Source organism: Nocardioides sp. zg-DK7169 (genome assembly GCF_013155365.1).
Classification (GTDB): Bacteria; Actinomycetota; Actinomycetes; order Propionibacteriales; family Nocardioidaceae; genus Nocardioides.
This window is the reverse complement of record NZ_JABJRA010000005.1, coordinates 206,924-228,420: the sequence shown is the minus strand read 5'-3', so window position 1 is coordinate 228,420 and position 21,497 is coordinate 206,924. Positions and strand designations below refer to the sequence as shown.

At 73.9% G+C, this 21,497-nt stretch carries 20 protein-coding genes; 6 read left to right on the top strand and 14 right to left on the bottom strand.

Translation table 11 applies throughout. The features are described 5' to 3' along the window. The first annotated feature begins 130 nt into the window (after positions 1–130). The 4 genes from HOQ23_RS20870 (at position 131) to HOQ23_RS09960 (ending at position 3,631) form a co-directional block, all read left to right on the top strand. Complete coding sequence (locus tag HOQ23_RS20870) at positions 131–826, top strand: DUF305 domain-containing protein (RefSeq protein ID WP_172214257.1); 696 nt, start codon at positions 131–133, stop codon at positions 824–826. A gap of 92 nt (positions 827–918) precedes the next feature. Further along, positions 919–1,596, top strand: coding sequence for a response regulator transcription factor (locus HOQ23_RS09970; protein ID WP_172214255.1), 678 nt, complete (start codon positions 919–921; stop codon positions 1,594–1,596). Further along, a complete protein-coding gene (locus HOQ23_RS21555) occupies positions 1,589–2,980 on the top strand; it encodes an ATP-binding protein (protein ID WP_172214253.1) in 1,392 nt (463 codons plus the stop codon). Before HOQ23_RS09970 ends, HOQ23_RS21555 begins: the two co-directional genes overlap by 8 nt. 117 nt (positions 2,981–3,097) lie before the next feature. After that, the gene (locus HOQ23_RS09960) at positions 3,098–3,631 is read left to right on the top strand and encodes a PepSY domain-containing protein (protein ID WP_172214251.1); all 534 of its coding nucleotides are present in this window, start codon (positions 3,098–3,100) and stop codon (positions 3,629–3,631) included. A gap of 42 nt (positions 3,632–3,673) precedes the next feature. Here HOQ23_RS09960 and HOQ23_RS09955 read toward each other — a convergent pair whose 3' ends face one another. From HOQ23_RS09955 to pgm, 5 genes are read right to left on the bottom strand one after another with little or no spacing between them, the layout of a single operon-like run. Beyond that, entirely contained in the window at positions 3,674–4,390 is a 717-nt protein-coding gene (locus HOQ23_RS09955; RefSeq protein WP_172214249.1) for an ABC transporter permease subunit, read from the bottom strand. Then, positions 4,387–5,301, bottom strand: a complete 915-nt coding sequence (locus tag HOQ23_RS09950) for an ABC transporter ATP-binding protein (protein ID WP_172214247.1) — start codon at positions 5,299–5,301, stop codon at positions 4,387–4,389. Before HOQ23_RS09950 ends, HOQ23_RS09955 begins: the two co-directional genes overlap by 4 nt. 1 nt (position 5,302) lies before the next feature. Beyond that, positions 5,303–6,202 (bottom strand): ABC transporter permease, encoded by a 900-nt coding sequence (locus HOQ23_RS09945; protein ID WP_172214245.1) that lies wholly within the window; start codon positions 6,200–6,202, stop codon positions 5,303–5,305. After that, a complete protein-coding gene (locus HOQ23_RS09940) occupies positions 6,186–7,112 on the bottom strand; it encodes an ABC transporter ATP-binding protein (protein WP_172214243.1) in 927 nt (308 codons plus the stop codon). The genes HOQ23_RS09945 and HOQ23_RS09940 overlap by 17 nt, the downstream gene beginning before the upstream one ends. Positions 7,113–7,165: 53 nt before the next feature. Further along, entirely contained in the window at positions 7,166–8,818 is a 1,653-nt protein-coding gene (pgm, locus tag HOQ23_RS09935) for a phosphoglucomutase (alpha-D-glucose-1,6-bisphosphate-dependent) (protein ID WP_172214241.1), read from the bottom strand. Positions 8,819–8,944: 126 nt separating this feature from the next. On the opposite strand from pgm, the gene HOQ23_RS09930 reads away from it, so the two are divergent. Next, positions 8,945–10,531 (top strand): hypothetical protein, encoded by a 1,587-nt coding sequence (locus HOQ23_RS09930; protein ID WP_216654013.1) that lies wholly within the window; start codon positions 8,945–8,947, stop codon positions 10,529–10,531. A gap of 10 nt (positions 10,532–10,541) precedes the next feature. Here the strand turns inward: HOQ23_RS09930 and HOQ23_RS09925 are convergent, their stop codons facing one another. From HOQ23_RS09925 to HOQ23_RS09915, 3 genes are all read right to left on the bottom strand, one after another. Next, entirely contained in the window at positions 10,542–11,291 is a 750-nt protein-coding gene (locus tag HOQ23_RS09925) for a hypothetical protein (protein ID WP_172214239.1), read from the bottom strand. A 112-nt stretch (positions 11,292–11,403) separates the two neighbouring features. Then, positions 11,404–12,330 carry an oxidoreductase gene (locus HOQ23_RS09920; RefSeq protein WP_367650440.1) on the bottom strand — a complete coding sequence of 309 codons (927 nt, stop codon included), beginning with the start codon at positions 12,328–12,330 and terminating at the stop codon, positions 11,404–11,406. A gap of 20 nt (positions 12,331–12,350) precedes the next feature. Beyond that, positions 12,351–13,166, bottom strand: a complete 816-nt coding sequence (locus HOQ23_RS09915) for a maleylpyruvate isomerase family mycothiol-dependent enzyme (protein WP_172214237.1) — start codon at positions 13,164–13,166, stop codon at positions 12,351–12,353. 79 nt (positions 13,167–13,245) lie between these two features. Between HOQ23_RS09915 and HOQ23_RS09910 the strand changes: the two genes are divergently transcribed. Continuing rightward, positions 13,246–15,024 (top strand): NHL domain-containing thioredoxin family protein, encoded by a 1,779-nt coding sequence (locus HOQ23_RS09910; RefSeq protein ID WP_367650439.1) that lies wholly within the window; start codon positions 13,246–13,248, stop codon positions 15,022–15,024. 15 nt (positions 15,025–15,039) lie between these two features. On the opposite strand, the gene mnhG is transcribed toward HOQ23_RS09910, so the two are convergent. The 6 genes from mnhG to HOQ23_RS09880 are packed head-to-tail and all read right to left on the bottom strand — an operon-like array spanning position 15,040 to position 21,412. Beyond that, positions 15,040–15,411 carry a monovalent cation/H(+) antiporter subunit G gene (mnhG, locus tag HOQ23_RS09905; protein ID WP_172214233.1) on the bottom strand — a complete coding sequence of 124 codons (372 nt, stop codon included), beginning with the start codon at positions 15,409–15,411 and terminating at the stop codon, positions 15,040–15,042. Continuing rightward, positions 15,408–15,710 carry a monovalent cation/H+ antiporter complex subunit F gene (locus HOQ23_RS09900; protein WP_172214231.1) on the bottom strand — a complete coding sequence of 101 codons (303 nt, stop codon included), beginning with the start codon at positions 15,708–15,710 and terminating at the stop codon, positions 15,408–15,410. Before HOQ23_RS09900 ends, mnhG begins: the two co-directional genes overlap by 4 nt. Further along, a complete protein-coding gene (locus tag HOQ23_RS09895) occupies positions 15,707–16,276 on the bottom strand; it encodes a Na+/H+ antiporter subunit E (protein ID WP_172214229.1) in 570 nt (189 codons plus the stop codon). The genes HOQ23_RS09900 and HOQ23_RS09895 overlap by 4 nt, the downstream gene beginning before the upstream one ends. Then, on the bottom strand, positions 16,273–17,955 hold the full coding sequence (locus HOQ23_RS09890; RefSeq protein WP_172214227.1) for a Na+/H+ antiporter subunit D: 1,683 nt from the start codon (positions 17,953–17,955) through the stop codon (positions 16,273–16,275). The genes HOQ23_RS09895 and HOQ23_RS09890 overlap by 4 nt, the downstream gene beginning before the upstream one ends. Further along, positions 17,952–18,485 carry a Na(+)/H(+) antiporter subunit C gene (locus tag HOQ23_RS09885; RefSeq protein WP_172214225.1) on the bottom strand — a complete coding sequence of 178 codons (534 nt, stop codon included), beginning with the start codon at positions 18,483–18,485 and terminating at the stop codon, positions 17,952–17,954. Before HOQ23_RS09885 ends, HOQ23_RS09890 begins: the two co-directional genes overlap by 4 nt. Further along, positions 18,482–21,412 carry a Na+/H+ antiporter subunit A gene (locus tag HOQ23_RS09880; RefSeq protein ID WP_172214223.1) on the bottom strand — a complete coding sequence of 977 codons (2,931 nt, stop codon included), beginning with the start codon at positions 21,410–21,412 and terminating at the stop codon, positions 18,482–18,484. Before HOQ23_RS09880 ends, HOQ23_RS09885 begins: the two co-directional genes overlap by 4 nt. Positions 21,413–21,497 lie beyond the last annotated feature (85 nt).

The following is a 21,497-nucleotide window of genomic DNA, read 5'->3' as shown; positions in this document are numbered from 1 at the left end:
GGGGGGCTCTGTTCCCCAGAAGCCCTGCTCTGTCATACCGTGAGCCGGATCACTTCGTAAAGGGCTGTCGTCGGGAACATTCGCGACGGACGCCACAGACGCCACCGCTCCACCGGACAAAGGACGCCTCGTGATCTCGGGAACCCCTCGCACCTCGCTGTACGCCGCCGCCGTGCTCGGCGCCCTGCTCCTCCTGCCCGCCTGCTCCCAGGACTCCGAGCCCGCGCCGGAGGCGGAGGCGGCGAGCACGACCGGGACCGACGACCTCACCGTGATCGTGCCCGGCGCGCCCGGGGAGACGGCGAAGACCGTCGGGCCCGACGACATCGAGCTCGAGGACCCCTGGAACCACGCCGACGTCGCGTTCCTGCAGATGATGATCCCGCACCACGCCCAGGCCCTGACGATGTCGCAGCTGGCCCCCGAGCGGGCCGCGAGCCCGCGGGTGCGCCGCCTCGCCGAGCGGATCGAGGCCGCCCAGCGCCCCGAGATCCTGGTGATGGCGGCCTGGCTGAAGGAGTACGGCGTCGACGTGCCGCTCGCGGCCGAGGACCCCTCGGCCTACGACCACGGCGAGCACGGGCACAACGAGATGCAGGGCATGCTCTCGCCCGCCGAGATGGCCGCGCTGGAGAAGGCGAGCGGTCCGGAGTTCGACCGGCTCTTCCTCGAGGGGATGATCCACCACCACGAGGGCGCGATCGGGATGGCCCAGGACGTCGCCCGCGACGGCGCTCACGTGCGGGTCAGCGAGATCGCCTCCGACGTGATGGTCACCCAGCAGGACGAGATCGAGATCATGCGCTCGATGCTCGCCGGCGGCTGAGCGGGCCGCCGGGCCGCCGGCGCCCACGGTCTTCAGCGCAGCTTCAGCAGCCGTCGGGGAGAATGTCGGTTCCCGACCGCCCGGAGGTTCTGATGCGCGTGCTCGTCGTCGACGACGAGGTGCGGCTGGCACGGTCCCTGAAGGTGGGGCTCGGGGCCGAGGGGTTCGCGGTCGACGTGGCCCACGACGGCACCGACGGCCTCTGGCTCGCGCGCGAGCACGACTACGACGCGATCGTGCTGGACCTGATGCTGCCGGGGATCAACGGCTACCGGGTCTGCGCGGCCCTGCGCGCGGAGCAGAACTGGACACCGGTGCTCATGCTGACCGCCAAGGACGGCGAGTGGGACCAGGTCGAGGGCCTCGACACCGGCGCCGACGACTACCTGACCAAGCCGTTCTCGTTCCCGGTGCTCGTCGCCCGGCTGCGTGCGGTCGCCCGGCGCGGGGCCCGGCCGCGGCCCACCCTGCTCGAGGCGGGTGACCTGCGCCTGGACCCCGCCGCCCGTCGGGTCTGGCGCGGCGAGGAGGAGATCGCGCTGACCGCCCGGGAGTTCTCCCTGCTCGCCTTCCTGGCCCGCCACCACGGGGACGTGGTCTCCAAGCGGCAGATCCTCGAGGCGGTCTGGGACGTCGATTTCGACGGCGACCCGAACATCGTGGAGGTCTACGTCCGCCACCTGCGCAACAAGGTGGACCGTCCCTTCGGGCGCGAGGCGATCCAGACCGTGCGCGGTGCGGGCTACCGGCTGGCGAGCAACGGTGGCTGAGCGCCGGTGGGCCCGTGCCTCGGTGCGGGTGCGGACCACGGCCGCCGCCGTGCTCGTGGTCGCGGTGGTCCTGGTCCTCGGGGCGGCCGCGCTGGTGCTGCTCGTGCGTGCCTCGCTGCTCGATGGCCTGGAGACCAGCGCGGAGCAGCGGGCGGGCGAGCTGGTCGCCCAGGTCGAGACGTCGGGGCTGCCGTCCTCGGGGCCAGTCGGCGAGGACGCCGACGACCTGGAGGACCCCGACGAGCCCGAGGAGCTCGTCTGGCAGGTGCTCGCCCCCGACGGCACGGTCCTCGCCGCCTCCCAGCCGCTCGCCCGCCCGCTGCCGCGCGAGGACACCGACCGCGCCGACCTGCCGGGGGACGACCAGCCCTACGTCGTGGTCACCCAGGACGCGGAGGCCGGCGATCGCGAGTACGTCGTGTCCGTGGCCGTCTCCCTGGAGGAGCTCGACGACTCCACCGACGCGCTGCTCCCGCCGCTGCTGGTCGGCGTACCGCTGGTGCTGCTGCTGGTCGGCGGCACCACCTGGGCGGTGGCGACCCGGGCGCTCGCGCCGGTCGAGCGGATCCGCGAGGAGGTCGAGCAGATCACCGGCGACCGGCTGGACCGCCGGGTGCCCGAGCCGCCGTCGCGCGATGAGATCCATCGGCTGGCCCGCACCATGAACCAGATGCTGGCGCGCCTCGAGGGCTCGCGAGAGCGACAGCAGCGCTTCGTCGCCGACGCCTCCCACGAGCTGCGCTCGCCGCTGGCCAGCATCCGCCAGACCGCCGAGGTGGCCCGTGCCCATCCCGGGGCGCTGCCCGAGGGCGAGCTCGCCGAGGCGGTGCTCGAGGAGTCCGGGCGCATGCAGCGCCTGGTCGAGCAGCTGCTGGTGCTCACCCGGGCCGGCGAGGCGAGCGGGGAGCAGGCCGCCCACGACGTCGACCTGGACGACCTCGCCCTCGCCGAGGCGCGTCGGGTACGCCGGGGCGGGCTGGGCGTGGACACCTCCGGCATCGGTCCGGGACGCGTGCGCGGCGACGAGGTCGCGCTCGGCCAGGTGGTGCGCAACCTCGTCGACAACGCCGCCCGGCACGCCGCGACGACGATCCGGCTGGCGGTCCGCGAGGACGCCGTGGCCGGCCGGGACCCGGGCGTCGAGCTCGTGGTCGAGGACGACGGCCCCGGGATCCCCGAGGCGGAGCGCGAGCGGGTCCTCGACCGCTTCGTCCGGCTCGACGAGGCCCGTGCCCGGGACGCGGGCGGGAGCGGGCTCGGGCTGGCGATCGTCCGCGAGATCGTCACCGCCCACGGCGGCACCGTCGCGATCACGGCTGCGCCGTCCGGCGGCGCCCGGGTCGTGGTGCGGCTCCCGGCGCCCCGTGCGGGCGTGGACGGCTGATTCGAACGGCCGACCTGAACGCGCCTTCAGGTGGGTTCAGGAAGGCTTCAGCGGCCTTGACGCACGCTGGGGGCGTCCCCCAGCCGGGGGTGTTCCCCACGCAGAGAGGCACCCACCATGAACACCGCCACGCTTCGCAGCAAGCGCGTCGTCCTGCCCACCCTCGCGGCCCTCGCGGCCCTCGGGATCGGCGGCACCGTCTGGACCGCCACCGCGAACGACACCGGCGTGGACGGGGCCGAGCGCGACCGGGTCGGCGCGGCCGCCACCAAGGCCGTCGGCGGCGGCACCGTCGTCGACGTCGAGACCAGCGACGACCGGGGCGAGGCCTACGAGGTCGAGGTGCGCCTCGACGACGGCACCGAGGTCGACGTCGCCCTCGACGAGGACCTCGCGGTGGTCCAGGAGGAGCGCGACGACGCCGACGACGAGGGCCGGGACGCCGACGACCGCCCGGTCAGCGACGCGGACTGGGCCGCCGCGGAGAAGGCCGCCCTGGGCGCTTTCGAGGGCGGGACCGTCCTCGACGTCGAGACCAGCGACGAGCCCGGCGCCGCCTGGGAGGTCGAGGTCCGCGACGCCGACCGCGCCGAGTGGGACGTCGTGCTCGACGCCGACCTCACGGTGCTGCGCAAGAACGCCGACGACTGAGCGGGCCGGTCGGCTGCGGGGCGGACCCGACCGACCGGGCGGCTACTCGTCGCCGGTCAGGTTGAAGCCCCGCAGCCGCCGCCCGGTCAGCCAGGCGCCGCCGAGGACGACCACGACGGACGCCGCGACGGCGTACCAGAGCGGCAGGTCCTCGACGAGCCGGACGCCGGCGACGGCGTCGACGAGCTCGCGGGCCCACCGGGTGATGCTCAGCCAGCGCACGCCGTCGAGCAGCCCGCCGAGCAGGCCCTCCCAGATCAGCAGGTAGATCAGCCCGACGACGATGGCATGCCGGGTGAGCACGGAGAGATAGGCGAACAGCGAGCAGTACGCCAGCCCGCCGACCAGCCCGGCCAGGCCGAACCCGAGGGCGAGGTCGGGGTCGGCGGGGCGCAGCACCAGCCCCGAGACGAGCAGCGGCACCGCGGCGAAGAGGAGCACGCAGCCGGCGGCGACCAGGAGCTTGCTGGCGACGATCTCGTGGCGCGAGACCGGCTTGGCCAGCAGGTAGGCGATCGACCCGTCGTCGATCTCGGGGGCCACCAGCCCCGAGGTGGCCAGCAGCGCCACCAGCGGGACCGCCACCGTCAGCCCGAAGGCGTTGAGGGTGTTCTGGGCGGCGCCGGTGTCGTCGCCGACGAGCACCCGCACCACGACCGCGAGGCCGACCAGCACGACGGGCAGGAGCAGCAGCAGCGCCCCGCGCCACCGGCCGAAGACGCTGAGCACGCCGAGGCGCACGATCGTCCGGGAGATCACGAGGACACCAGGTAGGCGAAGACGCTCTCCAGCGACTCGTCGGTCGGCGAGACCTCGAGCAGCCGGATGCCGTGGTCGCGGGCCAGACGCGGCAGCACCTCGCTGAACCGGCCGAAGTCGGAGGCCTCCAGCTCGATCCCGCCCTCCGCGCGCAACCGGGCGCCGCGCACCGAGGGGTCCGCGAGCAGCACCGAGGCCAGCGCCCGGTCGTCGCTGGTGCGCAGCACGAACCGGTTGGGCCGGTCGGTCATCAGCCGCCGGATCGCGCCGAAGTCCCCGGACGCGGCGTGCCGCCCGGCGACCACCACCTCGATCTGGCGGGCCACCTGCTCGACCTCCTCGAGGATGTGGGAGCTGAACAGCACCGTGCGGCCCTCGGCACCCATCGTGCGCAGCAGCTCCATCAGGTGCATCCGCTGCCGGGGGTCCATGCCGTTGAACGGCTCGTCGAGCAGCAGCACCGCGGGGTCGTGCACCAGCGCGGAGGCCATCTTGACCCGTTGGCGCATCCCCTTGGAGTACGTCGAGATCCGGCGGTCCTGGGCGTCGGTCATCTCGATCATGGCGAGCGCGCGCTGGGCGGCCGCGCCCGGGTCGGGCAGGCCGTGGAGCTCGGCGTTCGCGACCACGAACTGGCGCCCGGTCAGGTAGTCGAACAGCGCCTCGCGCTCGGGCACCAGCCCGAGCTTGCGGTACACCGCCTCGTTGCGCCACAGCGGCTCCCCGTCCAGCGTGACGGTGCCCGAGGACGGCGCGAGGAACCCCGACATCAGCGCGATCAGCGTCGACTTGCCGGCGCCGTTCGGTCCCAGCAGGCCGGTGACGCCCGGGCCGATCGTCATCGAGACGTCGTTGACGGCGACCACGTTGCGGTACCACCGCGAGACGTGGTCGAGGCGGATCTCGCTCACCTCAGTCCACCTCCCGGTAGCGCAGCAGCAGGGCGCCGACCGAGCCGAGCACGTAGACGAGGACCGCGGCGAGGTGGAGCAGGCCCATCGCGGTGCCCTCCGGCGGCGTCGGGGTCGCGGCCGGGGAGTCGAAGAGGAACACCTGCACCCCGTTGATGAGCGTGTACGGCGAGAACAGCCCGGCCACCTGCCCCACGGTGCCGTGCTCGGTGACCGAGGAGACGCCCTGGACGGTCGACACCACCGTGAAGCTGACCAGCAGCACCACGATCACGCCCGCGACCGCGAGCCCCCGGCGGATGGTCAGCGACGCCATCACCGCCGCCAGCCCGGCCAGGCAGGCGGCGAGCAGCACCGCGCCGGCCACGCCGCCCAGGAACCGGCCGGTCTCGCGGCCCAGCGGCAGGTCGGCGAGCACGCCCCCGACGTACATCAGCAGCAGGGGAGCGGCGATCAGCAGGAAGGTCGCCGCGGCCAGCGAGGCCAGCCGCACCAGGACGTAGGTGCTGCGCCCCATCGGGCGCGCCAGGTAGAGGGTGATGGTGCGGAAGCGCAGGTCGCGGGAGATGAGGGCCGGGGCCTGCGCGGCGACGAAGACCGAGATCAGCAGCTGGGTGGTGATCGGGTAGGTCGAGTACGCCACGATCTGGCTGTCCAGGCCGAGCAGGTCGCGGGCCTGGACCAGCACGCCGACCAGGATCAGCGCGGGCAGCAGCATCGTCGCGAGCAGGATCATCGGGAGCACCTTCGAGCGCCCGGAGCGCCCGAGCCCGTAGGTGTTGCGCAGGCCGGTGAGGAAGAACGACCGGGCCACCGCGCCGCCGCCCAGGCGCGGGCCGGTGTAGCGGCGGTAGCCGAGGTCGTGGATGACCCCGGCGGGCTGCTCAGACGGGCTGGACACGACCGGCACCTCCCTCTCGGAAGACGTCCTCGATGCGGTGGTGGCGCTCCTGCATCCGGACCAGCCCGAGCCCGAGGTCCACGGTGAGGTCACGGACCTGGTCGCGGGTGTGCTCGTCGCGCACGTCCACCTCGATCATCCGGCCCTCTGCCGGGCGGGCGGCGAGGCCGGCGTCCACGAGCGCCTGGCCGAGCAGCCGGTCGGCGTCGGGGCGGCCCTGCACCTCGACCAGCAGGCTGCCGGTGGTGTGCAGGAACTCGGTGGTGGCCGAGGAGCGCAGCAGCCGGCCGCCGTCCAGGACGACGATGGCGTCGCTGACCCGCTCCAGCTCGCCGAGGAGGTGGGAGGTGACCAGGACCGCGATGCCGAAGTCGGTGCCGATCCGGCGCACCAGCGCGAGCATGTCGTCGCGGGCGGCCGGGTCCAGGCCGCTGGTCGGCTCGTCCAGCAGCACCAGGTGCGGGTCGTGGACGAGCGCCTGGGCGAGCTTCGCGCGCTGCTTCATGCCGGTGGAGTAGCCCCCGATCGGGCGGTAGCGCTCCTCGGCCAGCCCGACGTGGCGCAGCACGTCGGCGGCCCGCTCCCGGGCGGCGGCGTGCGGCAGCCCGGACATCTGGCCCAGGTGCACCACCAGGTCGCTCGCCGAGACGTCGGCCGGCAGGCAGTCGTGCTCGGGCATGTAGCCGACCATCGCCCGGATCTGCGGGCCCTCGGTGCGTACGTCGTGGTCGAGCACGCGGGCCGAGCCGGAGGTGGCCGGGAGCAGCCCGAGCAGGATCTTCAGCAGCGTCGACTTGCCCGCGCCGTTCGCCCCGACCAGGCCCGTGACACCGTCCTCGACGCGTACGTCGAGGGAGTCCAGCGCGGTGACGCCGGGGTACTGCTTGGTCAGGCCAGCAGTCTCGATCACGGCCACGGGGACAACCTAGCCCGACGTCCCAGCGGGCGGGGGCCGTTCGTCGCCTAGGCGACCGTCCCGTCGAGCGCGGCCTGCACGACCTCGCGGGCCTCGGCCTGCACCTGCGCGAGGTGCTCGGGGCCGCGGAAGGACTCCGCGTAGATCTTGTAGACGTCCTCGGTGCCGGAGGGGCGCGCGGCGAACCAGGCCGACTCGGTGGTCACCTTGAGCCCGCCGATGGGGGCGCCGTTGCCGGGCGCCTCGGTGAGCCGGGCCGTGATCGGCTCGCCGGCCAGCGTGGTGGCGGTGACGGCGTCGGGGGTGAGCGCGGCCAGGGCCGCCTTCTGCGCGCGGGTGGCGGGGGCGTCGACGCGGGCGTACGCCGGCTCGCCGTGCTCCGCAACCAGCGCGGCGTAGCGCCGGGACGGGGTCTCCCCGGTGGTGGCGGTGATCTCGGCGGCCAGCAGGCAGAGCAGCAGCCCGTCCTTGTCGGTCGTCCACACCGAGCCGTCGCGGCGCAGGAACGAGGCGCCTGCGGACTCCTCGCCGCCGAAGCCGAAGGAGCCGTCGAGCAGCCCGGGGACGAACCACTTGAACCCGACCGGCACCTCCACCAGGGGCTTGTCGAGCGAGGTGGCGACCCGGTCGATCATCGAGGAGGAGACCAGGGTCTTGCCGATCCGCGCGGTGGCCGGCCAGCCGGGGCGCGCGCCGCCGAAGAGGTGGCCGATCGCGACGGCGAGGAAGTGGTTGGGGTTCATCAGCCCGGCGTCCGGGGTGACGATGCCGTGCCGGTCGGCGTCGGCGTCGTTGCCGGTGGCGATGTCGTACGCCGAGCGCTGCTCGACCAGCGAGGCCATCGCGGACGGCGAGGAGCAGTCCATCCGGATCTTGCCGTCCCAGTCCAGCGTCATGAACCGCCAGGTGGGGTCGACCAGCGGGTTCACCACGGTCAGGTCGAGACGGTGCCGCTCGGCGATCGCGCCCCAGTAGTCGACCGACGCGCCGCCGAGCGGGTCGGCGCCGATGCGCAGCCCGGCCCCGCGGATCGCGTCCAGGTCGACCACCGAGGGCAGGTCGTCGACGTAGGTGCCGAGGAAGTCGTAGGACCCGGCCGTGCGGCGGGCCCGGGCGAACGGCACCCGGCGCACCCCCTCCAGGCCGCCGCGGATGAGCTCGTTGGCGCGCTTCGCGATCGCGGAGGTGGCGTCCGAGCCGGCCGGGCCGCCGTGCGGCGGGTTGTACTTGAAGCCGCCGTCCGCGGGCGGGTTGTGCGAGGGCGTCACCACGATGCCGTCGGCGAGGCCGGATCCGGTGCTGCGCCCGCCGTTGGCGCGCAGGATGGCGTGCGAGACCGCCGGGGTCGGGGTGTAGCGGTCGGCCGCGTCCACCAGCACCGTCACGTCGTTGCCGACGAGGACCTCGAGCGCGGTGGCCCAGGCCGGCTCGGAGAGCGCGTGGGTGTCGCGGCCGAGGAAGAGCGGGCCGTCGTACCCCTGCTCGCGGCGGTGCTCGCAGATCGCCTGGGTGGTGGCGAGGATGTGGGCCTCGTTGAACGAGGAGCCCAGCGAGGAGCCGCGGTGGCCGCTGGTGCCGAAGACGACCTGCTGGTCCGGGTCCTCCGGGTCGGGGGTCCGGGTGTAGTACGCCGTGACCAGGTGCGGCACGTCGATGAGGTCCTCGGGGCGGGCGGGCTGTCCTGCGCGGGCGTCGGGCATGGGGACCATGATGGCGGTCCGACACGGTCTGGTCACGACCCGTCCGAGGTGCCGGGACCCGGGGCGTCGCGGTGCGATGATTCCTCCCATGCGTCGCCTCGCCCTCCCCGGCGCTGCGGTCCGGCGATGAGGTTCCAGCGCACGGTCGTCCTCGGGCTCGTGCTGCTCGCCTTCCTGCTCCTCGGGCCCGTCGTCCTGCTCGCGGCCCTCGGGCTGCTCGCGGTCCCGCGGGTGCGGGCCTGGCTGCGCCCGACCTGGCGGGTCGTCGCGGCCTGGGTGGCGGGCGTCGTCGCGGTCACCGGCCTGGTCGTGGTGATCCCCGACGGCTGGCTGCCGGTGCCGCCCGGACCGGGTCTGGCCGTGAGCCCGTCGTACCTCGGCCGGCCGGCGCGGGTGCAGCCGATCGACATGGTGGTCCCGCAGCACCCGGCGCTGGCGCCGAACGGGCGCAGCACGATGCACAACGACGCCTGGTCGAGCGACGCCTATCCGGGGCCCGGGCCGGTCGGCGACTCGGTGGAGGTCGACTCCGCGTGGTTCGGGCTGGAGGAGTGCGCCACGCTCGCCTTCGACCGCCACGACCGGCTGGTCGCGCTGTGCGGAGACCTGTCCGGACCGACGCTGCGGGTGCTGGACCCGGACTCGATGCGCCCGCTGGCGAGCAAGACCCTGCCCGAGCGCGCCGACACCGGCACCCGGCCGTGGGAGGACCTGTGCGGCGGGTCCTACTTCTACCTCGACGCCGCCGACCGGGCGGTGCTCGCGACCACGGACCGGCGGGTGCTGGTGGTGGAGACCTCCGACGCGGAGGGCGAGGCCGACCTGACCACCCACGCCACCCACGACCTGACCTCCGCAGTGCCCGAGGACGACTGCCTGATCGCGCTGATGCCGGACTGGTCGGGGCGGATCTGGTGGGTCACCCGCGAGGGGCGGGTCGGCACCATCGCCCGCGACGGGCGGATCTCCTCCCTGGAGCTCGGCGAGGAGGTCGCCAACTCGATGTCGGTCGACGAGTCCGGGATCTACCTGGTCACCACCGAGGCGCTGCACAAGCTCGCCGCGGACCGCCGCGACCGGCCGGTGGTGCGGTGGCGCACGGCGTACGACCGCGGCAGCGAGCGCAAGCCGGGCCAGCTCACCCAGGGCAGCGGCACCACGCCGACCATCCTGCCGGGCGGGGTCGTGGCGATCACCGACAACGCCGAGCCGCGGATGAACGTCGTCTTCGTGCGGGCCGAGGACGGCGCGGAGATCTGCCGCGCGGCGGTCTTCGACGCGGGCGCGAGCGCCACCGAGAACTCGCTGGTCGCGGTCGGCGACGGCGTCGTGGTGGAGAACAACCACGGCTACACCGCGCCTTGGCGCACCCTGCTCGGCCGCACCACCCCCGGCGGCTTCGCGCGGGTCGACCACCGCGACGGCGACTGCGAGGTGGTGTGGACCTCGGAGGAGGTCGCGCCGTCCTCGGTCGCGAAGGCCTCGCTGGCCACCGGCCTGGTCTACGCCTGGACCAAGCCGCAGAACCGGTGGGGCGTCAACGCGTGGTACTTCACCGCCCTGGACGCCCGCACCGGCCGCACCGTCTTCTCCGTGCGTGCCGGCCTCGGCACCCTGATGAACAACCACTACGCCGCCATCACCCTGGGCCCCGACGGCTCGGCGTACATCGCCACGCTGGGCGGGATGGTGCGGGTGCGGGACAAGGCCTGAGGCCGCCCCGTCACGGCTCGCGGACTCCGTCCTCCCCGCCCTCGGCTGCCGCCCGGGCGGCCGCGCGGCGCTCGGCCTGCTGGCGCCGGCGGCGTACCTCTGCGCGGGCGAGCACGTAGGCCAGCACGACCGGCCAGACGTACGACGCGTTGTCGAGCACCCAGGACAGCCATGCCGGCATCGACCAGTCCGGCCAGGGGATCGACGGCAGGTCCGGCCACGGGATCGTGGGCAGGGACCAGTTCGGCCAGGGGATGCTCGGGAGGTCCCAGTCCGGCCACGACACGCTCAGCGCGAGGCGAGCCAGCAGCGCCGCCACCAGGATCGGCACCAGCACCGTGGCCACGCCGGTCGCGGTCTGGATGGCGGCATAGCGGCGCGGGTGGGCCAGCACCTTGTCCTCGTACGCCGCGGCGCGGGAGCCCGGCTCGGGGTCCAGATCGATCCCGCCGAGGCCGGTGAGCGAGGTCAGCTCGGAGGCCTCGTCGGCGGCGTACAGCGTGGCGCGGCGGGGCCGGCCCAGGCGGGTGAACAGCACCCCGACCATGCCGAGGCCCTCGGGGAGCCGTGCGCGCTCCTCCTCGTCGAGGCCGTCCCCGGGCTTGACCCGGATCTTGTCCTCCATCGACTTCTTGCGGGCGACCACGACGCCGTCGTGCAGCCACCGCACCTGGCGCGAGACCGTCCCGCTGACCTCCACCCGGTGGTGCCCGTCGGCGGTCGCGAGGTCCCAGGCCTGGTCGGGTGCGGGTGCGGTCACGGGCGCCGACGCTAGTCGATCCCCGTCGGCGCGGGACACCCGACCGGAACCCTCGACCCGACCGGTCGCAACCCTCGACTCGACCGTCAGAGGTCTCGACTCGACCGGGAGCTCAGGGGTAGCGGATCCCGGTGACGTCCTCGCTGAGCTCCCACAGCCGGCGCTGGGCGTCCTCGTCGTGGGCGCGGGCGTGAGCGGTGACCACGCGCGGGGCGCCGGAGAACTCGGCGGGCCCACCCGGGCCGCAGTACGTCGCGCCCGGCAGGTCGGCGGTGGCCGCCATCAGCGTCGGCAGCGCGCCCGAGGCGGCGCTCTGGGAGACCCCGCGGATCGCGGCGTCCAGGATCGAGGCGACGCCGCCGCGCGAGCGGCCGTACTGCCCGTTCGCGGCCAGGTGCGTGCCGGCGAACCCGGGGTGCGCCGCCAGCGCCCGGACCGGCACCTCGGCCTCGCGGGCGCGCCGGTCGAGCTCGAAGGTGAACAGCAGGTTGGCCAGCTTGCTCTGCCCGTAGACGTGCCAGCGGTGGTAGCGCCCCCCGGTGGCCCGCGGGTCGCCGAGCGGGGCGCTGCGGGCGATGCGGTGCATCGTGGAGGACACCGTCACCACCCGTCCAGCGCCGCTCGCCACCAGCCGGGGCAGCAGCAGGCCGGTGAGCAGGAACGGCCCGAAGTGGTTGGTGGCCATCTGCAGCTCGAGCCCGTCGGCGGTGCGGGAGTACGGCGTGCCCATCACCCCGGCGTTGTTGACGAGCACGTCGATGCCCCCGAGGTCGGCGGCCGCGGCGCCGGCGCGGCGTACCGAGGCCAGGTCGGACAGGTCGACGACGAGTCGCTCCAGCGACGCCGCGGGGACCTCCTCGCAGATCGCCGCCGTCGTCTCGTCCAGGCGCTCCTCGGTGCGCCCGGCGAGCACCACCCGGGCGCCGCGGCGGGCCAGCTCGAGCGCGGTGTGGTGGCCGAGCCCGCCGACGCTGGTGCCGGTGACCAGCACCGTGCGGCCGGTCTGGTCGGGCATGTCGGCCAGCTGCCAGCTGTCCACGGGAACGCTGGGGGGCCCGCTCACGGCGTGGTCGCCAGTGCCTCGACGACCAGCTGCCCGAGCCGCTCGTCGCCCTCCACGCGCACCGCGCCCGGGGCGACCGCGCGCCGCCCGCCGGCGAGCAGCAGGAAGCTCTCCCGGTCGGTGCGCAGCCGCACGGTCGGCTCGGCCGGGAGGTCCGCCAGCCGCTCGCCGCGCCCGGAGTCGTTGATGGCGAACGCCACCGGCTCGCTGCCGTCCACCTCCGCGAGGAGGGTCGTGCCGGCCGGCGCGCCGACCCGCTTGGCCAGCACGAACCCGAGGCTCTCCAGCAGGTAGTCGGTCGTGTGCTGGGCCGCCGGGCTGTCCAGGCCGCCGGGGCGCCCGACCGCGCGGCGTACGTCCTGCTCGTGCATCCACACGTCGAGCGGACGGTTGCGCAACAGCGTGCGCCAGTCCCACGGCACGCCGCCGAAGACCCGCTCGGGCCGCGCCGAGGCGTCCGTCGGCGGGTCGGCCAGCAGGGCGGTGTGCCGCGCGGTCGCCGACTCGCGGATCTCGCGGATCAGGTCGTCCGGGGTCGCCCCGCGCCGGTTCGCCGGCCCGATCTCGGTGTAGAGGCCCATCGCGCCGGTCACGTGCGCCGGCTCGCCGATCTCCGCCTGCTCCTCGACGCCGGTCGCCAGCACCTTCTCCAGGTGCGCGACGTGCGCGACGACGGCCCGCACGTCCCACCCGGGCAGGTCGGTCGGCGCGTCCCACTGCTCCTCGGGGATCTCCTCCAGGAGCGCGGTGAAGTCGTCGACCGCCTGCCACCAGACCTCGACGTACCCGGCCAGGAGCTCGGCATCAGTCATGCCGGGCAGCGTAGACGTAGGCGTGGTCACGCCGCACCCGCCGCGGCCCCGGTCACCGGGTCCGGAGCACAATCGTGCGGTGAGCACCCGCCCCCGCGTCCGCGCCCCCGAGCTCGAGGGCCGCGGCTGGCTGAACACCGACGGCCCCCTGGCCCTGAAGGACCTCCGCGGCCGCTTCGTGCTGCTGGACTTCTGGACCTTCTGCTGCATCAACTGCCTGCACGTCCTCGACGAGTTGCGCGGCGTGGAGGAGGAGTACGCCGAGGAGCTGGTCGTCGTCGGCGTGCACTCCCCGAAGTTCGTGCACGAGGCCGACCCGGTGGCGCTGGCGCAGGCCGTCGAGCGCTACTCGGTGCACCACCCCGTGCTCGACGACCCCGACCTGGTCACCTGGGGCGCCTACACCGCGCGGGCCTGGCCCACGCTGGTGCTCATCGACCCCGAGGGCTACGTCGTCGCGCAGTACGCCGGGGAGGGCCACGCCCACGCGATCGCCGCGCTCCTGGGCGAGCTGGTCCCGCAGCACCGCGAGCGCGGCACGCTGCAGCCCGGCGACTCGCCGTACGTCCCCCCGGTCGTGGAGCCGACCGACCTGCGCTTCCCCGCGAAGGCCGTGCCGCTCGGGGAGGGCCGGGTGCTGGTCGCCGATGCCGGCCACGACGCCGTCGTGGAGCTGGACGCCGACGGCGCGGTGCTGCGCCGCCTCGAGGGGTTCCGCGAGCCCAACGGGCTGTGCCTGCTCCCCGAGGACGTCGCTGCCGAGGTGGGCTACGACGTGGTGGTCGCCGACACCGTCGCGCACCGGCTGCAGGGGATCTCGCTGGCCGACGGGGGCGTCTGCACGCTCGCCGGCGATGGGACGCAGTGGATGCAGGGCGACGGCACCGACCGGCTCTCCAGCCCCTGGGACGTCGCGTGGTGGCAGGACCGGGTGTGGGTCGCGATGGCCGGCATCCACCAGCTGTGGACCCTGGACCCGCGCACCGGTGACGTCGAGGTCGTCGTGGGCACCAGCAACGAGGGCCTGCTCGACGGCCCCGGCGCGGAGGCGTGGCTCGCCCAGACCTCCGGCCTCGCGCCGGACGGCGACCGGCTCTGGCTGGCCGACTCCGAGACCTCCGCGCTGCGCTGGGTGGAGGCCGACGGCGACGGCTGGGCGGTGCGCACGGCGGTCGGCAGCGGCCTGTTCGACTTCGGCTTCCGCGACGGCGCCGCTGAGCAGGCGCTGCTCCAGCACCCGCTCGGCGTGACGGTGCTGCCCGACGGCAGCGTGGCGGTCTGCGACACCTACAACGGCGCGCTGCGCCGCTTCGACCCGGCGACCGGCGAGGTGAGCACGCTCGCGACCGACCTCGCCGAGCCCAGCGGCGCCCACGTCGACACGGGCGTCGAGCCGGCCCAGCTGGTCGTCGTCGAGTCCGGCGCCCACCGGCTGACCCGGCTGCCCCTCGGCGCCGCGGCCACCCGCACCGACGGCTTCGCGCACACCACCCAGCGGCCGGTGACCGACGTGCCGGGCGAGCTGGAGCTGGTCGTCACCTTCGAGCCGCCGCCGGGGCAGAAGGTCGACGACCGCTTCGGCCCGGCGACCCAGCTCATCGTGGAGGCGACCCCGCCGGCGCTGCTGCGCGAGGGCGCGGGCCGCGGCACCGACCTGACCCGCCGCCTGGTGCTGGACCGCCACGTCGGCGACGGGGTGCTCCACGTCGCCGCGCGCGCCGCCTCCTGCGACGCCGACGGCGGCGAGGGCGCCGCCTGCCGGATGCACCAGCAGGACTGGGGCGTGCCGGTGCGGATCAGCGACGCGACCGCCTCCGGAGTGCTGCACCTCCCGCTCGGCGGCGTACCGCAGGGGTGAGGGGGGCGAGACACCTCACGGCGCGCCGCGCGGCTCCTCGTCGGAGAGGACGTCGCTGAGCTCGTCGACGACCAGCAGGTCGTGGCGCACCTGCCCGGCGCGGAAGGACGCACGGCCGACCATGTGGCCCGCGACCACGCTGGTGCCCATCTGCATGAGCACGACGAGCCCGAGGATGCCGAGCGAGGCGGGGTCGCGCAGGCTCAGCGCGAGGCCGACGACGACCAGCAGCATGCCGATCACCTGCGGCTTGGTGGCCGCGTGCATGCGGCTGAGCAGGTCGGGGAGCCGCACGACGCCGATCGCTGCGACGAGGGCGAAGAAGGAGCCGAGCAGCAGGCAGGCGGCGGCGAGCACGTCGGCGGCGGTGGTCCAGTCCCAGCTCACGGATGCCCCCGGTGGTCGTCGTTGTCGTCCTCGGCCTCGACGTCGTCGGTGCCGCTCGCGTAGCGCGCGATGCTCACCGATCCGACGAAGCCGACCATGGCGAGCACCACCAGCACCGGCAGCGCGTACGTCGTGTGGCGGTGGGCGGAGTACACCGCGATCCCGCAGATGGTGACGGCCATCAGCACGTCGAGGGCCACGCTGCGGTCCAGGATGGTGGGGCCGATGGTCAGCCGGATCACCGTCAGCAGGGCGGCGGTGCCCAGCATCACGCTGGCCGCGATCAGGACGAGGGTCATGCGGTGCCTGCCTCGGTCGCGGGGTCGGGTCGAGGCGTGAAGGCGGCCAGGAACCGCTGCTCCTGGGCGAGAGCCCGGGCGCGGAACCGGTCCGCGGCCGCCTCGTCGTCCACGTCGAGCACGTGGAGGTAGAGGGTGTGGGTGGAGCGGCGCGCCTCCACGACGACCGAGCCCGGGACCAGCGACAGCATCGAGGCCACGCCGGTGAGCACGAAGTCGGAGGTGGTCTCCAGGTCGACCGCGACCACGGCGTTGCGCACCGGGCGGCGCCGCAGCACCACCCCGGCGACCTGCACGCTCGCCACCGCGATGTCGATGAGGAACCGTCCGGTCAGCAGCAGCGCGCGCCACGGGTGGACGGTGAGGTTGAGCTCGACCGGCGGGAGCGGGAAGACCAGGCAGACCACCACGGCCAGCAGCAGCCCCGAGACCACCAGCATCGGCGTCACGTCGCCCCACAGCGCCATCCAGACCAGCGTGAGCCACACCAGCGCGCCCGGCTGCACGGCGCGGTAGCGGCTGGGCTTCACGCTGCCGTCGCGACGCGGGGTCACCTTCGGGCTCACTGCTCGTCTCCGGTCAGCACCGAGGAGAGGTACGGCGTGCGGTCCAGCAGGTCGTTCGAGGCCCGGTCGCTGTAGGCGAACAGCGGGCCGGCGACGACCGTGAGCGCGACGCTGGCGGTGACCAGGAACGCCGCAGGCAGCACCATGCTGCGCGGCATGTGCGGGGTGTCGTCGCCGTCCTTGATGAGCTGGTGGAAGTCGCGGTCGGGCAGGTCGTCGTCGCCCAGGCGGCGGGCCTCCTCGATCGCGGCCAGCGACAGCGAGCCCCGCGGGGTGTGCACGTGGCCGCGGTGCTCGGCGGAGGACAGCGCGCCGTAGCCCGGGTCCCGCTCGGCGATCTCCTCGAGCGCCTCGTGGGCCTCGGCGGGGGTGCGCCAGAACGCGACCGCCCAGGTCTTCGTGACGGCGTACAGGGTGAGCAGGCTGGTGAGCACGCCGCCGACGACCAACGCCCAGGCGAGCGTGGAGCCCTGGTCCTGCGCGGCCTGGAGCAGCCCGACCTTGCCGATGAACCCGGAGAACGGCGGGATGCCGGCGAGGTTCATCGCTGGCACGAAGAAGAGCAGGGCGAGCAGCGGGGCGATCCGGGCCAGGCCGCCGACGCGCATCAGCGAGGTGCTGCCGGCCCGGCGCTCGACCAGTCCCACCACCAAGAAGAGCGCGGTCTGCACGGTGATGTGGTGCACGACGTAGAAGATCGTGCCGGCGACGCCCGCCGAGCTGGCCAGCGCGATGCCCAGCACGAGGTAGCCGATGTGGCTGACCAGGGTGAAGGAGAGCATGCGCTTGATGTCGGACTGCGCGATGGCGCCCAGGATGCCGACGAGCATCGTCAGCAGGGCGGCCCACATCAGCAGGTCCGTGAGCGGGCTGTCGGGGAACAGCAGGGTCTGGATGCGCAGGATCGCGTAGACGCCGACCTTGGTGAGCAGGCCAGCGAAGACCGCGGTGACCGGGGCGGGCGCGGTCGGGTAGCTGTCCGGGAGCCAGAAGGACAGCGGGAAGACGGCGGCCTTGATCGCGAACGTCGTGAGCAGCAGCAGCTGGATCATCAGCGCGACGTGGTCGGGGAGGTCGGCGATCCGCTCGGCCAGGTGGGCCAGGGTCAGCGTGCCGGTGGCGGCGTAGACGACCGCCAGGGAGATCAGGAACAGCGTCGAGGACAGCAGGTTGACCAGGACGTAGATGGTGCCCGCGCGCAGCCGGGTCGCGGTGCCGCCGAGGGTCAGCAGCACGTAGCTGGCGAAGAGCAGCATCTCGAAGCTGACGAACAGGTTGAACAGGTCGCCGGCGAGGAACGCGTTCGCGACGCCGGCCACCAGCACCAGGAACGTCGGGTGGTAGACGGAGAGGGTCGCGTTCTCCTCGTCCTCGGTCATGCCCTGGCCGAGCGAGTACGCCAGGACCGCGAGGGTCACCGTCGCGCTCACGAGCAGCATCAGCGCCGCGAGCCGGTCGGCGACGAGCACGATGCCGAGGGTCTCGGTCCAGCCGCCGACCCAGAGCACCTGCGGGCCCTCGGTGTCGGCCGCGACCATCAGGATCGCGGCGACGACCACGATGGAGGCGAGCACGACCACGCTGATCAGGCGTTGCAGGCGCGGGTGCTGGCCGAGCACCAGGGAGAGCCCGGCGCCGAGGATCGGCAGCAGGACGGGAAGGGGGATCAGGGCGCTCACGGGCGGGGCTCCGTTCCGGGCACGGCGTCGAGCGCCGTGGCGAGAGGGGCGGCGCCGCCGGGCTCGGGAGCCGCGGGGGTCTCGTCGCTCTCGCGTGGGTCGTCGCTCACGTCGGTGTCCTCGTCGTCGCTGGCGGCGCCGTACGCCTCGGAGGTGACGTCGGTGGCGGCCATCCGGCGGATCGCGGCGTCCTCGACGTCGTCCTGCACGTCGTCGTGGCCGTTGAGCTGCCAGCTGCGGTAGGCCATCGCCAGCACGAACGCCGTCGTGGCCAGGGTGATCACGATCGCGGTCAGCACCATCGCCTGGGGGAGCGGGTCGGCCATCTCGGAGGCGTCGCCGCTCTCGGAGCCGATGATCGGCGCGCTGCCGGCCGGCCCGCCGGCGACGAGGAAGGCCAGGCTGACGCCGTTGCCCATCATCACCAGGCCGACGAGCACCCGCGACAGGCTGCGCTCGAGCAGCAGGTAGACCCCGCAGCCGAGCAGGGCGGCGGAGACCACGACCAGGGTCAGGTTGATGTCGTTCACGCGCGGGTCGCCTCCTGCTCGGTGCCGGGCGTCTCCCCGGCTACGGGCTCGTTCACGAGCTCCTCCTCGGACTCGCGGCGTGCGCGCACGACCTGGCGGTCGATGTGCGACCCGAGCGCCCGCAGCAGGTCCAGGACCAGGCCGACGACGACGAGGTAGACGCCGATGTCGAAGAGCGCGGAGGTGACCAGGTGCAGCTTGCCGAGGGCCGGGAGGTGCAGGTCGACGATCGCGCTCTGCAGGATCGAGCCGCCGAAGGCCAGCGGCAGCACGGCGGCCAGCGCGGCCACCGCGAGGCCGCCGCCGATGAGTCGGCCGGCGTCGACCGGGGCCGCCTCATCGAGCTCGTAGCGACCGCCCACGAGGTAGCGCACCACCAGCGCGAGGCCGGTGACCATGCCCGCGGCGAAGCCGCCGCCGGGCTCGTTGTGGCCGACCAGGAGCAGGTAGATCGAGAAGACGACGATCGTGTGGAACATCAGCCGGGTGACCACCTCGAAGATGATCGAGCGGCTCTCCGGCGGCAGCGTGCGGGGCGCGGCGAGCCACGGGCGGCGCCCGGGGGACGTCGGCTGCTTGCGCACGGTCGGCGGGTAGGGGATCTCGTGCACGCGGCGGATGCCGGTGCCGCGGGTGTTGACGAAGATCAGGCTCGCGACGCCGGTCGCGGCGGCGACGAGGACGGTGATCTCGCCGAAGGTGTCCCAGGCACGCGCGTCCACGAGGATCACGTTGACGATGTTCTTGCCGCCGCCGTAGTCGACGGCCTCCTGGGGAAGCATCAGCGACACCGGGTCGGCGATGCGGGCGCCGGCGGCGACGAGCATGAAGCCGGCCGACACGAGCGCCACGGCCAGGCCGAGGGCCATCCGCCAGTAGCGCTGGCGCGACAGCGGCCGGTCGGTGAAGTACTCCGGCATCCGGCGCAGCGCCAGCACGAAGACCACGACGGTCAGGGTCTCGACCAGGACCTGGGTCAGCGCGAGGTCGGGTGCGCCCTGCATGACGAAGAGCAGCGCGGTGCCGTAGCCGGTGGCACCGGCCAGCAGGACCGCACGCAGGCGCCGGCGCGACCGGGTCGCCATCAGGGCACCGGCGACGGTGACCGCGCCGATCACGGCCTGCGCGGGGTGCTCCCACGCCTCGACGTCGATGTCGCTCCAGGCGCCGATGAGCGTGGAGCCGGGCACGACGACCACGACGGCCAGGATGATCGCGAGGTACGCCGAGGCGGAGCCTCGCTGCACGACACCGGTCACCTCGACGGCGGTGCGGTCGAGGACCCGCATGCCGTCGCGGTAGGCGCGCTCGAAGCTCCAGTCCAGGGACCACAGCGACTGCAGGCGCGCGACCTGGGCGCGGAACACGAACAGCAGGGCGCCGCCGGCGAGGGCCAGCAGGGTGAGCAGCAGCGGCAGCCCGAGGCCGTGCCACAGCGAGAGCTCGGCGTGGTGGACGCCCTCCGGCACCTCCTCGAGGTACGGCGCGAGCATCTCGGTGACCGGGCGGCCCAGGAAGCCGAGGGCCAGCGACAGGCCGGCGAGGATCACCGGGCCGGCGGCGAAGCCGGCGTGGACGGGGGCGACGCTCGGCTGCTCCTCGACGTCGCGGGTGGCGAAGGCGCCCCACACGAAACGGGCGGAGTAGGCGGCGGTCAGCAGCGAGCCGACCACGACGCCGGCCAGCGCGAGCCAGCCGACCGCGCCGGCGAGGCCGGTGCCGTCACCCTCCTTCGCGACGTCGAGCATCGCGACCAGGATGCTCTCCTTGGCGACGTAGCCCAGGAGCGGCGGTACGCCGGCCATCGACGCGGCGGCGAGGATCGCGGCGCCCGCCACGACCGGCATCTTCCGGCCCAGGCCGCTGAGGCGGCGCAGGTCGCGGGTGCCGGCGCTGCGGTCGATGATGCCGACGACCAGGAAGAGGGTCGCCTTGAACAGCCCGTGGGCCAGCATCAGGCCGAGGCCGGCGAGCAGGGCGCTGCGGGTGCCGATGCCGAGCACCATCACCAGGAAGCCCAGCTGGCTCACGGTGCCGTAGGCGAGGAGCAGCTTGAGGTCGGTCTGGCGCAGCGCGCGCAGCCCGCCGAGCAGCATCGTGACGATGCCGAGGACCAGCAGCACCGGGCGCCAGCCGTCGACCCCGGCGTACACCGGGGCGAGCAGGGCGACCAGGTAGACGCCGGCCTTCACCATCGAGGCGGCGTGCAGGTAGGCGCTGACCGGGGTGGGCGCGGCCATCGCGGCCGGCAGCCAGAAGTGGAAGGGGACCAGCGCGGACTTGCTGATCGCGCCGACCAGGAGCAGGTGCACCGCGACGGTGACCGCGACCCCGCTCGGCGGGTCGGCGAGCAGCTCGCTGATCCGGTGGGTGCCGCCCGCGTGGCCCAGGATCAGCGCGCCGACCAGCATGCTGAGGCCGCCGAAGGTGGTGACCACCAGCGCCTGGATCGCCGCCTGGCGGCTGGCGCGGCGGGCCGGGTCGTGACCGATCAGCAGGAAGGAGAAGACCGTGGTCAGCTCCCAGAAGACGTAGAGCAGCAGCAGGTCGTCGGCGAGGACCAGGCCGAGCATCGCGGCCACGAACGCCGTCAGCACGCCGGCGAAGCGGGGCACACCGAGACTGTCCTTGCGGAAGTACCACGTGCAGTAGGCAAGGACGAGCGTGCCGACGCCGAGGACGATCATGGCGAGGAGCCACTGCAGCGCCCCCATGCGGAACGCCAGCTCCATGCCGATGGACTGGACCCACGGATGGGCCTCGCTCAGTACCTCCCCGCGGGAGATCGCGGGGCCCTGGGCGGCCACCCACACCGTTCCGGCGAGGGGCCCGAGGGCGACGATGAGGAAGGCGCGACGGCCCCAGCGGCGCACGAGCCACGGGCAGGCCGCCGACATCGCCAGGAGTGCGGCGACCAGGATCAGCAAGGACCAGCCCTTCGGAGCCGATGGCGGCAGAGACGACAGATGGCGGTACCGCGATTCTACGGGGCGGGCAGTAGCGCCTCGTCCC

Excerpts from the sequence above, each read along its gene's own strand:
- HOQ23_RS09915 (WP_172214237.1), bottom strand. The coding sequence starts at position 13,166 with ATGACTGATGCCGAGCTCCTGGCCGGGTACGTCGAGGTCTGGTGGCAG.
- HOQ23_RS09970 (WP_172214255.1), top strand. The coding sequence starts at position 919 with ATGCGCGTGCTCGTCGTCGACGACGAGGTGCGGCTGGCACGGTCCCTG.
- pgm (WP_172214241.1), bottom strand. The coding sequence starts at position 8,818 with ATGCCCGACGCCCGCGCAGGACAGCCCGCCCGCCCCGAGGACCTCATC.
- HOQ23_RS09960 (WP_172214251.1), top strand. The coding sequence starts at position 3,098 with ATGAACACCGCCACGCTTCGCAGCAAGCGCGTCGTCCTGCCCACCCTC.
- HOQ23_RS09900 (WP_172214231.1), bottom strand. The coding sequence starts at position 15,710 with ATGACCCTCGTCCTGATCGCGGCCAGCGTGATGCTGGGCACCGCCGCC.
- HOQ23_RS09930 (WP_216654013.1), top strand. The coding sequence starts at position 8,945 with ATGAGGTTCCAGCGCACGGTCGTCCTCGGGCTCGTGCTGCTCGCCTTC.